The sequence below is a fragment of the Pandoraea sp. 64-18 genome, assembly GCF_001899225.1.
In the GTDB taxonomy this organism is placed as follows: domain Bacteria; phylum Pseudomonadota; class Gammaproteobacteria; order Burkholderiales; family Burkholderiaceae; genus Pandoraea; species Pandoraea cepalis.
Map to the genome: position 1 here is coordinate 178,505 of NZ_MKVU01000006.1, position 14,070 is coordinate 192,574.

Consider the following 14,070-nt stretch of genomic DNA (forward strand, 5'->3'; position numbering starts at 1 on the left):
TCGTCGCCAACGGACGCCATGGTTTCCGGCAAGTGTAAGGCAATCGCGGCGCCCCCGGAAGTCGTTTGGCGTTTCCGCGTTCCGGCAGGGGGACGGGGTGGGCGCGAGCACCGCCCCACCCCACGGCGTGCCATATGTCGGATTACGGATATTTCGGCCACCGCCGCACTAGGAGAATCCCGAAGTTCGAGGCACGGTTCGAGGCGCGCCCCAGCAGCCGAATGCCACGGGATGCGTCACAAGCACTCGCTATCGCGTGGCTTCAGGCATTGACGGCAAAAGCGAAGACAGTGCAAGCGCACGAGGACCGCCACCACCGATGCGTACGCCTTGTTCAGGACTTGAGCAGATCGATGACCGCCTCCAGACGATGGCGTAAGTCAGCCACGTCGAGGGTCGTCTCGGGTTCGGTCAATGCGGCCGACTCGCCCCCGTGCCCCGCAGCCGCGCGGGCGCCACGCGGCGTGTCGGCATCGAGGCGATTGCGCGCACCATTGATGGTGAAGCCCTGCTCATAGAGCAACTCCCGGATACGCCGGATCAACAGGACTTCATGGTGTTGGTAGTACCGTCGATTACCGCGCCGCTTGACGGGGCGCAGTTGCGTGAACTCCTGCTCCCAATAGCGCAGTACATGCGGCTTGACGCCACACAGCTCACTCACCTCACCAATGGTGAAGTAACGCTTTGCGGGAATCGGCGGCAAGGCAACGTGATCCATCGCGGCGTTAGCGGAATGGGACGACGGTTAAACAGCGGAGGAAAAACCAACGGCCGCCACAGAAAGCGGCGGCCGGGAATCACTTGCCCAGCACGCCTGATTCCACCATCGACTTGAGTTTCTGGCTGGCGTGGAAGGTCACCACCCGACGCGCGGCGATCGGAATCGCCTGGCCGGTTTTCGGATTGCGGCCCGGTCGTTGCGGTTTGTCGCGCAACTGGAAATTGCCGAAGCCGGAGAGCTTGACGCTGTCGCCAGACTCAAGCGCATCGCGGATCGATTCAAAGAAGGCCTCGACCATATCCTTCGCTTCGCGCTTGTTCAGACCGACTTGCTCGAACAGCAACTCGGCCAGTTCGGCCTTGGTCAGCGTCGGTGCTTCGGTCGAGACCTCGTTCGTGTCGCTGCGACCCAGCGCGATGCGCTGCGCCGCGAGCATGGCTTCAAATTCACCAGGATTCATTTCGTTCATACGTCCCACGCGATGGCGATGACAGTGCGATAACCAACTCGCAAGCGGATGTTGACTGAGTTTCAGGCGCGCAAACGTGCGCCGAACCCTTCTACCCGTTGTACCAGTGCGTTGATGGCGCCCTGGACCGTCTCGTCTTGCAACGTACCCGAGGGGTCCTGCAGAGTAACACGAAACGCCACGCTTTTGTCCTGAGCCCCCAGCGAGCCCGAGGCTGCACCGGCCTTCGGACGGAACTCGTCGAACAGGCGAACCGATTGCACGACGCTGCATGCCGGATCGTCGTGACGCGCCGCCAGCATGGCGTCGATCAGCCCTTGCACCGGCTGCGCCTGATCCACCACCAGCGCGATGTCGCGCGTGACCGGCGGGAACTTCGAGATGTCCTCGTAGCTCGCGACGTCGCGCACCAGCAGCGCTTGCGCCTCGATCTCGAACAACACCGGCGCATGCGGCAGGTCGTACTTCTGTTGCCAGCGCGGATGCAGCTCGCCGATGATGCCGACACGCTTGCCATCGACTTCGATCGCCGCGCTGCGTCCCGGGTGCAACGCCGGGTGTTCGGCCTTCACGAAGCGTGCCGTGCGCGGGGACAACAGTGCTTCGAGATCGCCCTTCACGTCGAAGAAATCGACCTGACGCGTTGCCGCGCCCCATTGCTCGTCGAGCACCGGGCCATAGGCCAGCGCCGCGACCGTGAGCGGCTGACGGTAACCGCCAACGCTCAACTCGCCCGAGGCGACCGTATTGTCGCGATGGTAAGTGCGGCCAATTTCGAATACGCGTACACGCGACGCCTTGCGATTCAGGTTGTAGCGCGTGCTCGCGATCAGGCTGCCGATAAGCGTCGAGCGCATCACCGCCAGGTGGCTGGCGATCGGATTGAGCAGCTTGATGGGGTGATCGTTGCCGGCGAAATCGGCTTCCCACTCCACGTCGACGAAGCTGAAGCCAACCGTCTCGTGATAATCGCGCGCCGCCACGGCGTGACGCAACGCGTGTTGCGAGCGGCGGCCTTCCTGCGTCGGGCGCATTTCGCTTGCGGCGACCGGCGGATTGGCCGGAATGCGATCGAAACCGTAGATACGTGCAATCTCTTCGATCAGATCTTCTTCGATTTCGATGTCGAAACGATACGACGGCGGCGTGACGCTGAACACGCCATTCTGCAAGGTGAAAGGCAGACCCAGGCGCGTGAAGATCTCGCTCATCTCCGCCTCGGAAACCGGCACGCCCAGAATCTTGATGGCACGCGCGACACGCAGGGTCACGGGCCGACGCTCGGGCAACTGTGCGATCTGGTCTTCAAGCGGACCGGCCTGGCCGCCGCAGATGTCCAGCACCAGTTGCGTGGCCCGCTCGAGGGCACGCCCATTGCCGGCGAAGTCGACGCCGCGCTCGAAGCGGTGCGAGGCATCGCTTGTGAAGTTGTACTTGCGTGCCCGGCCCTGAATCGCCTGCGGAAAGAAGAACGCGCCTTCGAGGAAGATGTTTTGCGTGTCCAGGCCCGCCTTGGTCGAGTCGCCGCCCATGATGCCGGCAAGTCCAATCGGACCGCTGGCGTCGGTGATGGCGAGCACGTTCTCGTCGAGCGTGACGGTCTGTTCGTTGAGCAGCTTGAGCGTTTCGCCCGCCCGCCCGAAGCGCACGTCGATCCCCCCTTGCAGGCGGTTCAGGTCGTAGACGTGCAGCGGCTGGCCCAATTCGAGCATCACGTAGTTGGTGATGTCGACCAGCGCGGAGATGCTGCGCTGACCGGCGCGCTCAAGGCGCTCGACCATCCAGCGCGGCGACGCTGCGGCAGCGTTCACGTTGCGGATGATTCGGCCGCCGAAGCGCCCGCAACCTTCCGGCGAGCTGATGCGTACCGGCAGCGTGTCGGCGATCGTCGCGGGCTGAGCGCCCTGCCCCGGCAAGTCCTTGAGCGGCGCGCCGGTGATGGCGGCCACTTCGCGGGCGATGCCCAGCAGCGACAGGCAATCCGCTTTGTTCGGCGTGAGCTTGACGACGAACACCGTGTCGTCGAGATCGAGATACTCGCGGATGCTCATGCCGACCGGCGCGTCGTCCGGCAGGATCATCAGACCGCCGTGGTCTTCCGAGAGCTTCAGTTCGCGCGCCGAGCACAGCATGCCGAAACTCTGCACGCCGCGCAGCTTGCCGATCTTGATCTGGAACGGGGTGCCGCCGGCCTCGGCCGGGGGCAATGCCGCACCCACGGTCGCGCACGGCACCTTGATGCCCGGCGCCACGTTGGGGGCGCCACACACGATGGTGAGCGTCTCGCCGGTACCGGCGTCGACCTGGCAGACGTTCAGACGGTCAGCGTCCGGATGCCGGGCGACGTCGAGCACCTTGGCCACGACCACACCGGTAAACGGCGGGGCGACCGGGTCGGTTTCCTCGACTTCGAGCCCGGACATCGTCAGGGCATGCGCCAACGCGTCCGTCGACAAATCCGGGTCGACCAGGGTACGCAGCCACGATTCAGAGAATTGCATGGATCAGTTCGCTCGCAGTTAAGTCTTCACTTCCGAGAGCCCGGCGGCAGCGGCTTCGCGCGCCCGTCCGGGGCCGTCGGCATCGATTACATGAATTGGCGCAGGAAGCGCAGGTCGTTCTCGTAGAACAGTCGCAGATCCTGCACACCGTAGCGCAGCATCGTCAGACGCTCCAGACCCGAACCGAACGCGAAGCCGATATAACGCTCCGGGTCGAGTCCCATGTTGCGCACGACCGTCGGATGCACTTGCCCGGACCCCGAGATTTCCAGCCACTTGCCGGCGTTCTTGCCCGTTTCGAACTGCATGTCGATTTCGGCGGACGGCTCAGTGAACGGGAAATACGACGGGCGGAAACGCACCTGAATGTCGTCGCGTTCGAAGAACTTGCGCAGGAAATCGGTGTACACGCCCTTCAGGTCGGCGAAGCTGATGTCTTCGGCAATCCACAGGCCCTCGACCTGATGAAACATCGGCGAGTGCGTGGCATCCGAGTCCACGCGATACGTGCGGCCCGGCGCGATCACCTTGATCGGCGGCTTGTTCATGCGCGCGTAACGCACCTGCATCGGGCTCGTGTGCGTGCGCAGCAGCAGCGGCTTGCCGGCGTCGTCGTTCCCTTCGATGTAGAACGTGTCTTGCATCGAGCGGGCGGGGTGGTTCTCCGGGCTGTTCAGTGCCGTGAAGTTGAACCAGTCGGTTTCGATTTCGGGGCCGTCGGCCACGTCGAAACCAATGGAACGGAAAATCTGTTCAACGCGCTCCCAGGTGGTGAGCACGGGGTGCAGGCTGCCAGCGCCCAGGCCTCGGCCGGGCAGCGTGACGTCGACGGCCTCGGCCGACAAGCGCGCGTCGAGCAGCGCGTCGGCCATGGCCTGGCGGCGCGCCTGCAGGGCGCCTTCGATCTGTTGCTTGGCCGCGTTGATCCGTGCGCCTTCATGCTTGCGCGCGTCGGGATCAAGCTTGCCGAGGCCCTTGAGCAACTCGGTCAGTTGGCCGGTCTTGCCGAGAAAGCGGGCCTTCTCGTTTTCCAGCGCGGCGGCGTCGGGAGCGGCGGCGAACGCACGCTGCGCTTCGCTGACGATAAGTTCCAGATCCATATGCTACAGACTCAAGTTAGGCGGTCGGAATGGCCGCAGATGCCAGCGAAAAAACCAGCGAAAAGGCATGCGAAAAACAAAAGGGGGCTCCGATGAGAGCCCCCTCCTGGCGAATGGCGCGCGGTAAAGCGCGCGATACGCTAACTACAGCTTAGGCTGCGACGGCGGCTTTCACCTGGGCGACAATCGCGGCAAACGCCGGCTTGTCGTTGATGGCCATGTCGGACAGCACCTTGCGGTCGAGTTCGATCGAGGCCTTTTTCAGACCAGCGATGAACACGCTGTAGGTCATACCGTGCTGACGCACACCTGCATTGATACGCGCAATCCACAAGGCGCGAAACACGCGCTTCTTGTTACGGCGATCGCGATAGGCGTACTGCCCAGCGCGCATGACCGCTTGCTTGGCGATGCGGAAGACGTTATTGCGGCGGCCGCGGAAACCCTTGGCAGCAGCGATGACTTTCTTATGGCGGGCCCGTGCGGTGACCCCACGTTTGACTCGAGGCATGTTTCTCTCCTATCTAAGTCGGGGTTTAAGCGAAGGGCAGCATTGCGCGTACGGAGTTCAGATCAGACTCATGAACGCCGACGGCACCGCGCAGGTGACGCTTATTCTTGGTGGTCTTCTTCGTCAAAATGTGACGCTTGAAAGCCTGACCACGCTTAACGGTACCGCCAGGACGCACGCGAAAGCGCTTCTTGGCACCGCTCTTGGTTTTCATCTTAGGCATGAAAAACTCCGAGTTTTTAACATGATCACAGGTGTGACGCCAAAATCGCGCCCCTTGTAGAACCCGAGACCACTTGTATTCAGGGTCAGACAGCACCCTGCATCACTGCCATGGCCTTGCGGGCCACGGCGGCAATTCCTTGCAGCCCGGCGGTATCGATCGATACCGCCACGGCGTTACTTCTTCTTCGGCGCGATGACCATGATCATCTGACGGCCTTCCATCTTCGGCATCTGTTCCGGCTGGCCAACCTCTTCGAGATCGGACTTCAGACGTTCCAGCATACGCGCGCCGATTTCCTGGTGAGCCATCTCACGGCCGCGGAACCGCAGCGTGATCTTGGTCTTGTCGCCTTCTTCGAGGAACCGCTTCAAATTGCGCAACTTGACGTTGTAGTCGCCGTCGTCGGTGCCAGGCCGGAATTTGACTTCCTTGATCTGAACAACCTTCTGCTTCAGCTTGTTCTCGTGCGCTTTCTTCTGTTCCTGATACTTGAACTTGCCATAGTCCATCAGGCGGCACACCGGCGGCTGCGCCTGCGGCGCGATTTCCACCAGATCGACGTCGGCCTCTTCGGACAGACGGAAAGCCTCGGCGAGTTTCAAGATGCCGAGCTGTTCCCCGTCGACCCCGGTTAGACGCACTTCAGGCGCAGTGATTTCGCCATTGATGCGATGCGCTTTATCGGTAGCGATGTTGCTTATCCTCGAAAAAAACAAAAAATTTAGCCGCGCGGTCCGACAGGCGTTATTGGAACGTTGCGCATTCCTGCGCCAGACGTTCGATGAGCGCGTCAACGGGCATCACACCCAGATCCACGCCGCCACGGGCACGCACGGCTACCGTATTCGCTTCCTGCTCTTTATCCCCTACAACAACAAGGTAAGGAACCTTCTGCAAGGAATGCTCGCGTATTTTATAGCTAATTTTCTCGTTGCGCAAATCGCTGCGAGCCCTAAGCCCTTGTTCTTTCAACTTTTTCGTCACTGCCTGGGCATAATCGGCCGTTTTTTCGGACACATTCAGCACAATGACCTGTTCCGGCGCGAGCCAAACCGGCATTGCACCAGCATGGTGCTCGATCAAAATACCGATAAACCGCTCGAGCGACCCCAGGATGGCCCGGTGCAGCATGACCGGACGGCGGCGGCTGTTGTCCTCCGCCACATATTCGGCATCCAGGCGCTCCGGCATCGAGAAATCGACCTGCATCGTGCCGCACTGCCACTGACGGCCAAGCGCGTCCTTGAGCGTGTATTCGATCTTCGGGCCGTAAAACGCCCCGTCGCCCTCCGCGATCACGAATTCGCAGTTCGAACGACGCAGCGACTCCATCAGCGCAAATTCAGCCTTGTCCCAGTTCTCGTCCGAACCCACACGATGCTCAGGGCGCGTCGCGACCTTGTAGATCATGTCCGTGAAGCCGAAATCCTTGTACACGGCATGCAGCAGCGCCGTGTAATTCACGCACTCGTCAAGAATCTGGTCTTCCGTACAGAAAATGTGACCGTCGTCCTGCGTGAAGCCGCGCACGCGCATCAGCCCGTGCAGGCCGCCCGACGGCTCGTTGCGGTGACATTGACCGAACTCGCCGTAGCGCAGCGGCAAATCGCGATAGCTGTGCAGCGCCGAGTTGAAAATCAGCACATGGCCCGGACAGTTCATCGGCTTGAGCGCATACGCGCGATTTTCCGATTCCGTCGTGAACATGTTGTCCTTGTAGTTCTCCCAGTGGCCCGACTTCTCCCAGAGCGCACGGTCGAGAATCTGCGGACCCTTCACTTCCTGATAGCCGTGATTGCGATAGACGCGGCGCATGTATTGCTCAACCTGCTGCCAGAGCGTCCAGCCCTTCGGGTGCCAGAAGACGAGGCCAGGCGCCTCCTCCTGCATGTGGAAGAAGTCCAGCGCACGGCCGAGCTTGCGGTGATCGCGCTTTTCCGCCTCTTCGAGCATGTGCAGATAGGCATCCTGGTCTTCCTTTTTCGTCCAGGCCGTGCCGTAAATGCGCTGAAGCTGCTCGTTCTTGGCGTCGCCGCGCCAGTAGGCACCCGCGACCTTCATCAGCTTGAAGACTTTGAGCTTGCCCGTCGACGGCACGTGCGGTCCCCGGCAAAGATCGACGAACTTGCCTTCGCGATACAGGCCGATCTCGTCCGTCGCCGGAATCGATTCGATGATCTCGGCCTTGTACTTCTCCCCCATCGACAGGAACAGACGCACGGCGTCGTCGCGCGAGAGCACTTCGCGCGTGACCGGCTCGTCTTTCCTGGCCAGCTCGTGCATCTTCTTCTCGATGGCATCGAGATCTTCCGGCGTGAAGGCGCGGTGGAACGCGAAGTCGTAATAGAAGCCGTTTTCGATGACCGGGCCGATCGTGACCTGCGCTTCAGGGAACAACTCCTTGACGGCGTAGGCCAGCAAGTGAGCCGTCGAGTGACGAATGACGTCGAGGCCATCGGCGTCCTTGTCCGTGACGATGGCGAGACTCACATCGCGCTCGATCAGATAGGACGTATCGACCAGCTTGCCGTCGACGCGGCCGGCCAGGGCAGCCTTGGCCAGCCCCGTGCCGATCGAGCCGGCGACTTGCGCCACCGTGAGCGGGCCTTCGTACTGGCGTTGCGAGCCGTCAGGCAAACGTACCGAAATCATGTCGCACTCCCATGCGCAAAAGCATCACGCGCGGCCAACGCCACGCGGCAAAACCACGAAAAAAAACGGCCTCGACTGTCGTCGAGGCCGTCTCTTCATTCCTTGCATCCAGACGAAAAACACCCTCGACTTAACGTCGCACCTTCACCACTGTGAAAGTTCGGGCCGTCTTCAACATGAGTGTTTTCCAGCGTCTGTGTCTGCGGGGTCTCGCGGACTGTCATGCATCAAATTCGTTGGTAGGCTCGATTGGACTCGAACCAACGACCCCCACCATGTCAAGGTGGTGCTCTAACCAGCTGAGCTACGAGCCTACTACAAGAGAACGAGATTCTAGCAATATTTCAGCGAGTCGCCAAGCGAATATTGTGCCTGCCGCAAATGCCGATCACCGCCGCCGCGACGACATCACCCCCGCCACCCCGCCCAGTTGCGCCAGCGCGCGCTGCAACTGCCCGCCATCGCGCACTTCCACGGTGAACTGCATGAACGCCTGCGCGCCCCGCGACTGCGTGCTGACACCGGTGACGTTGAGCTTTTCCCGCGAGAACACTTCGGAGATGTCGCGCAGCAATCCCTGACGGTCGGTCGCCTCGATCTGGATATCCACCGGATACGCCGCCACGCCCCGCCCTTCGAGCACATCGGCCGACCACGCGGTCTGAATGACCCGCTCCGGCGCCCGCGCCTTCATGGCGTGAAAGCTCGTGCAATCCTGACGGTGGATCGATACCCCCTTGCCGCGTGTGACAAACCCCACGATCGGATCCGGCGGCGCCGGACGGCAGCACTTGGCCAGTTGCGTGAGCAACGCGCCGACGCCCACGACCAGCACGCCGCTCTTGGCCCCCTGCGTGACGCTGGTGTCGAGGCTCTTCTTCGCGACGAGCGTGTCCTCGTCGCGCGGCTCCGGCCCCGGCAGGTTGCCCGACAGCGCCTGCTCGACATGGCGCAGGCTGAACTCATCCTTGGCAATCGACGCGTAAAGGTCGTCCGGCGTCCGGAATCCGAGCCGAGCCGCCAGATCCTCCAGATTGACCGACGTCTTGCCCTCGCGCTGCAACGTCTTGTCGATCAGCGTTCGGCCATGGGCAATCGTTTCTTCGAGATCGATGGTATTGAACCACTGACGCACCTTCTGGCGTGCCCGGTGACTCTGCAAATACCCCAACTGCGTGTTGAGCCAATCGCGCGACGGGCCGCCCTGCTTGACCGTCACGATTTCGACCGTCTGCCCGTTCTGCAGCGGCGTATTGAGCGGTACCATCGCGCCGTCGACACGCGCGCCACGGCAACGATGCCCCAGCTCCGAGTGCAGGTGATACGCAAAATCGACCGGCGTCGCCCCCTGCGGCAACGCGATCACGCGTGCCTGCGGCGTGAGCACGTAGATATGATCATCGATCGTCGCGCGCTTGAGCTGCGCCCACGGCTGCGCGGCCCCCTCGGCGCCCACCGTATCGGCCACATCGTCTTTCCACGCGAGCAACTGGCGCAGCCAGGCGATCTTCTCGTCGTAGGCCTCGTTCGCCGCAAACGCGCCGCCGTAGCCGCGCTGCCCCGCTTCCTTGTAGCGCCAGTGGGCCGCGATGCCATACTCGGCAAAGTGATGCATCTCATTCGTGCGTATCTGCACTTCGAATGCCCGCCCGTCATCGCCGATCACCACGGTGTGCAGCGACTTGTAGCCATTGGGCTTCGGACGCGAGATGTAATCGTCGAACTCTTTCGGAATCGGCTGCCACAGGTTGTGGACAATGCCCAGCACCGTGTAGCAATCCTTGATGTCGTCGACGATCACGCGAAACGCGCGCACGTCGTACAGTTCGGCGAAATCGACCGCCTTGCCGCGCATCTTCTTCCAGATACTGTAGATGTGCTTCGGCCGCCCGGACACTTCGGCCCTGACACCCGCGCGCGCCAGTTCGTCCTGAAGTCGCTGGATCGCGCCTTCGATGAACGTCTGACGCTCGACGCGCTTCTCTTCGAGCAGCTTGGCAATCTGCTTGTAAGTGACCGGCTCCAGGAAGCGGAACGCGAGGTCTTCGAGCTCCCACTTCAGTTGCCAGATGCCGAGGCGGTTCGCAAGCGGCGCATAGATCTCGAGCACCTCATGCGGCATCTCCTCAGGGGGTGTCTTCTTCTGTGCCGCATACCAGCGCAGCGATTGCAGACGCGACGCCAGCCGGATCATCACCACACGGATGTCTTGCGCAAACGCGAGCAGCATCTTGCGCAGCCCTTCGACCTGCGACTTGCGTTCTGCCGCGGCGTCGCGATCGCGCCCGTCGGTCGGCATGGCCTGCGCGGCACGCGAGCCCGCGCCCGAGAGCCGCTGCAACTTGCGCACGTCGATCACGAGCGCCGCCACTTCGGCGCCGAAGGTTTGGGTCAACGTGGTTTGGGGATCCGGCAGGAACTCGACGGCGGAGAAGAGCGCCGCGGCCTGATGCGTTGCCTCGTCCACGCGCAGCGTATCGAGAATCGCGAGCATGCCCCGTGCGTGCGCCATGATTGGCTCGCCGGACGAGAGCACATGCTCGCCGCACAGGGTGGTGGCGAACGCGAGCGCGTTGTCGAGCGTGGCGGGCAGAGGCACATCACCCACGCCCGGGGTCGAATTCCGGGCGTCCGGCGCCGTTGTCGAATTCGTGCCAGCGGAGGTCGGTGCTTGATGTTGGTTCATGTCGGAACATGGGGCGACGCGCGCCCCTGATGATACGGGTCGTGAGACTCAGCCTTCGCGCTGAGCCGCCACGACCACGATTTCTACAAGCATGGCAGGGTCGGCGAGCAACGCCTGCACAGTGGCACGCGGAGGTGCATTACCCGCGGGCACCCATTCGTCCCACACCTGGTTCATTTCGCCGAAATACTTCATGTCCGAAATATAGATCTGACAGGAAAGAATCAGCGACTTGTCGCTGTTCGCCTCGGCGAGCAGGCGGTCGATATGCGCGAGTACCTGACGCGTCTGACCGACCATGTCCTGCGTGCGGTCATCCGGCGTCTGCCCTGCCAGATAAACCGTGCCGTTGTGCACCGCCATGTCCGACCAGCGCTTTTCGACGTAGAAACGTTGTACTGCCATGATGAAAGACTCCTCGTGTTCTTCGAACGTCGGACTTGTCGCCGCACCCCGCCACCGGAGCGAGTGTCAGTCGGCAAATCCCTCAAAAAATCGGCGTGCGATCTCGATCTGATCCGCATGCACAAACGTCGGCGCATGTCCCACGCCGGGTATTTCCACGGCGCGTGCGTGTTGCGCGAGCGCCAGCATTTGTTCGAGCGTCGCGCGAGACAGCAGATCCGACTGCTCGCCGCGCACAATCAACAGGCGTCCGGAAAATGCCGCAAGCGACGCCCAGAGCACGCCCTCTCCCGCCGCTACGGCCTCGGGCGAAATCGCGGCAAATGCCGCTCCGAGCGACGGATCGTAACGCAACACATATCCATCGCCGTCGGCCTTGAGCAGCGGCTCGCACAATGCGCGCCATTCCTCCCGGGTATGCGGACCGAATGACGACGAGATCGACCAGAGGTAGTCGGCCCCCTCGTCGATCGATGCAAAACGCTTCGGCGTACCGACATATTGACCGATACGTGCGAGCGCGGCGACGTCGATGTGCGGTCCGACATCGTTGAGCAGCAGATTGCGAATCGGCGTATCGGGCAAGCCCGCGAGGCCCATGCCGATCAACCCGCCCATCGACGTGCCGAACCAGTCCACGGACGTCACGCCCAGGCGCGCAATCAACGTCACCATGTCGGAGACGTATTGCGGCACGACATAGCCTGCGGGATTGCGCAGCCACGACGACTGTCCGCGCCCAACCACGTCGGGACACACGACACGGTAGTCGTTTGCGAACGTCTTCGCCAGCGCATCAAAATCGCGACCGCATCGCGTCAGCCCATGCACGCACAACAGAACGCGCGGATTCTCCGGATCGCCCCATTCCGTGTACGCCATACGATGCAACCCGGAAGGGCTCAGACACTGAACGTTCGACAGGCGCGGCGCGTAGCTCGACATGACAGACTCATCGGATCGGTTTCCAGAACCGAATTCTACCGCGCTTGCCGTCTACCTTTGCAGCGATGCCCGCAACACGGCGCTCAGTGTCGCGCAGAACCCGAATCGTGGCCGACTCACCGGCACCGCCAAAACAAAACGGGCGGGGAAATCCCCGCCCGCTTCGCCTTCCATCGATCACCGGGTTCAACGGCCACGGCAACCCTCAGCAATACTGCGTGTCACACGCCCCTGGCATTCAAGCCACAAGAGACGACGGCCACGTCACCCATGCGTCAGACAGCGCTCGTATCGAGCGGTGCCCCGGTCTTCTGCGAAATTTCTTCCTTCGTCACGCCCGGCGCGAGCTCGACCACCTTCAGGCCGTCCGGCGTCACATCGATCACACCGAGGTCGGTGATGATGCGGTTGACCACGCCAAGGCCGGTCAGCGGCAGATCGCAGGCCTTCAGAATCTTGTGGGCGTCGCCCTTGGCAACGTGCTCCATGAGCACGACCACGCGACCGACACCGGCGACAAGATCCATCGCGCCGCCCATGCCCTTGATCATCTTGCCCGGGATCATCCAGTTCGCGAGGTCGCCTTTTTCGCTGACCTGCATCGCCCCGAGGATTGCCAGATTGATGTGGCCGCCACGGATCATCGCGAACGAGTCCGCCGACGAGAAGATCGACGAACCCGGTAGCGTCGTCACCGTTTGCTTGCCCGCGTTGATCATGTCTGCATCGACTTCGTCCTCCGTCGGGAACGGGCCGATACCGAGCAGGCCATTCTCCGATTGCAGCCAGACTTCCATGCCGTCGGGCACATGGTTCGCCACCAGCGTGGGCAAACCGATGCCGAGGTTCACGTAAAAGCCGTCTTCCAGCTCTCGCGCCGCGCGCGCAGCCATTTCATCACGATTCCATGCCATGGTTATCTCCTTGATCTCGGCGCTTACTTGGCACGAACCGTGCGTTGTTCAATGCGTTTTTCCGGATGCGCGTTCAGCACGATGCGCTGAACGAAGATGCCGGGCAGGTGCACGTCGTCCGGGTCGATCGAACCGGTGTCGACCAGTTCCTCGACTTCGACGATGGTGATCTTGCCGGCCATGGCCGCCACCGGGTTGAAGTTGCGGGCGGTACGATTGAACACGAGGTTGCCCGCGCGATCCGCCTTGGCGGCCTTCACGAGCGCGATATCGGCGCGCAGCGAGCGCTCCATGACGTACGTCTCACCGTCGAATTCACGGATTTCCTTGCCTTCGGCGACTACCGTACCCACGCCCGTCTTCGTGAAGAACGCCGGAATGCCTGCGCCACCGGCGCGCAGTTTTTCGGCCAGCGTGCCCTGCGGGGTGAATTCGAGCTCGAGTTCGCCGGCCAGATATTGGCGTTCGAACTCCTTGTTCTCGCCAACGTACGACGAAATCATCCGCTTGATCTGACGCGTCTCGAGCAGCAATCCCAGACCGAAGCCGTCCACGCCGGCGTTGTTGCTGATACAGGTGAGCCCCTTGACGCCCGAGTCGCGCAACGCGGCGATCAGGGCCTCGGGAATGCCACACAGGCCGAAGCCGCCGACAGCGAGCGTTTGCCCGTCTGCGACAACATCGGCGAGCGCCTCCTTGGCGCTGGCGTATACCTTGTTCATCGTGTGTCCCTTTCCCTCGGTTGAGAATTGAAATTATGTCGCGCGCTTGCGCGTTGCGAGGCTTGCGCCGCCCCTCGAATCGCCGTGGCCACGCACCTCATGCAATCATAGAGCTTACGGTGCCGGGCAAATCGGGCACAATACGTGAAATTACATATCTCCTTGCGCGCCGGGCCGTAACACGCGATCCACCGGCACGCGCCCAGACAGGATCC

The 14,070-nt window shown here is 62.1% G+C and carries 13 protein-coding genes and 1 tRNA gene; all 14 read right to left on the minus strand.

The features are described from left to right. Positions 1-334: 334 nt before the first annotated feature. Positions 335-721: a MerR family transcriptional regulator gene (locus BGP02_RS03485; protein ID WP_017233326.1), complete on the minus strand. Its 387-nt coding sequence runs from the start codon at positions 719-721 to the stop codon at positions 335-337. 79 nt (positions 722-800) lie between these two features. Beyond that, positions 801-1,193: an integration host factor subunit alpha gene (locus tag BGP02_RS03490; protein ID WP_017233325.1), complete on the minus strand. Its 393-nt coding sequence runs from the start codon at positions 1,191-1,193 to the stop codon at positions 801-803. A gap of 62 nt (positions 1,194-1,255) precedes the next feature. Then, positions 1,256-3,694, minus strand: coding sequence for a phenylalanine--tRNA ligase subunit beta (gene pheT / locus BGP02_RS03495; RefSeq protein WP_261938425.1), 2,439 nt, complete (start codon positions 3,692-3,694; stop codon positions 1,256-1,258). An 86-nt stretch (positions 3,695-3,780) separates the two neighbouring features. Then, the gene (pheS, locus tag BGP02_RS03500; protein ID WP_017233323.1) at positions 3,781-4,794 is read right to left on the minus strand and encodes a phenylalanine--tRNA ligase subunit alpha; all 1,014 of its coding nucleotides are present in this window, start codon (positions 4,792-4,794) and stop codon (positions 3,781-3,783) included. A gap of 151 nt (positions 4,795-4,945) precedes the next feature. Beyond that, entirely contained in the window at positions 4,946-5,305 is a 360-nt protein-coding gene (rplT, locus tag BGP02_RS03505; protein ID WP_010806048.1) for a 50S ribosomal protein L20, read from the minus strand. Positions 5,306-5,330: 25 nt separating this feature from the next. After that, positions 5,331-5,528, minus strand: a complete 198-nt coding sequence (gene rpmI / locus BGP02_RS03510; protein ID WP_010806049.1) for a 50S ribosomal protein L35 — start codon at positions 5,526-5,528, stop codon at positions 5,331-5,333. A 176-nt stretch (positions 5,529-5,704) separates the two neighbouring features. Next, the gene (infC, locus tag BGP02_RS03515) at positions 5,705-6,247 is read right to left on the minus strand and encodes a translation initiation factor IF-3 (RefSeq protein WP_017233321.1); all 543 of its coding nucleotides are present in this window, start codon (positions 6,245-6,247) and stop codon (positions 5,705-5,707) included. A 28-nt stretch (positions 6,248-6,275) separates the two neighbouring features. Beyond that, entirely contained in the window at positions 6,276-8,183 is a 1,908-nt protein-coding gene (gene thrS / locus BGP02_RS03520) for a threonine--tRNA ligase (protein ID WP_017233320.1), read from the minus strand. Positions 8,184-8,420: 237 nt separating this feature from the next. Further along, positions 8,421-8,497: transfer RNA gene (locus BGP02_RS03525), tRNA-Val, on the minus strand. 74 nt (positions 8,498-8,571) lie between these two features. Further along, positions 8,572-10,869 carry a RelA/SpoT family protein gene (locus BGP02_RS03530; protein ID WP_083902260.1) on the minus strand — a complete coding sequence of 766 codons (2,298 nt, stop codon included), beginning with the start codon at positions 10,867-10,869 and terminating at the stop codon, positions 8,572-8,574. A 48-nt stretch (positions 10,870-10,917) separates the two neighbouring features. Then, positions 10,918-11,274, minus strand: coding sequence for a RidA family protein (locus BGP02_RS03535; RefSeq protein ID WP_017233318.1), 357 nt, complete (start codon positions 11,272-11,274; stop codon positions 10,918-10,920). Positions 11,275-11,340: 66 nt separating this feature from the next. Then, entirely contained in the window at positions 11,341-12,219 is an 879-nt protein-coding gene (locus BGP02_RS03540; protein ID WP_286797776.1) for an alpha/beta fold hydrolase, read from the minus strand. Positions 12,220-12,494: 275 nt separating this feature from the next. Then, the gene (locus BGP02_RS03545) at positions 12,495-13,133 is read right to left on the minus strand and encodes a CoA transferase subunit B (protein WP_017233316.1); all 639 of its coding nucleotides are present in this window, start codon (positions 13,131-13,133) and stop codon (positions 12,495-12,497) included. A 23-nt stretch (positions 13,134-13,156) separates the two neighbouring features. Continuing rightward, the gene (locus BGP02_RS03550) at positions 13,157-13,855 is read right to left on the minus strand and encodes a CoA transferase subunit A (RefSeq protein ID WP_017233315.1); all 699 of its coding nucleotides are present in this window, start codon (positions 13,853-13,855) and stop codon (positions 13,157-13,159) included. Positions 13,856-14,070: the final 215 nt, after the last annotated feature.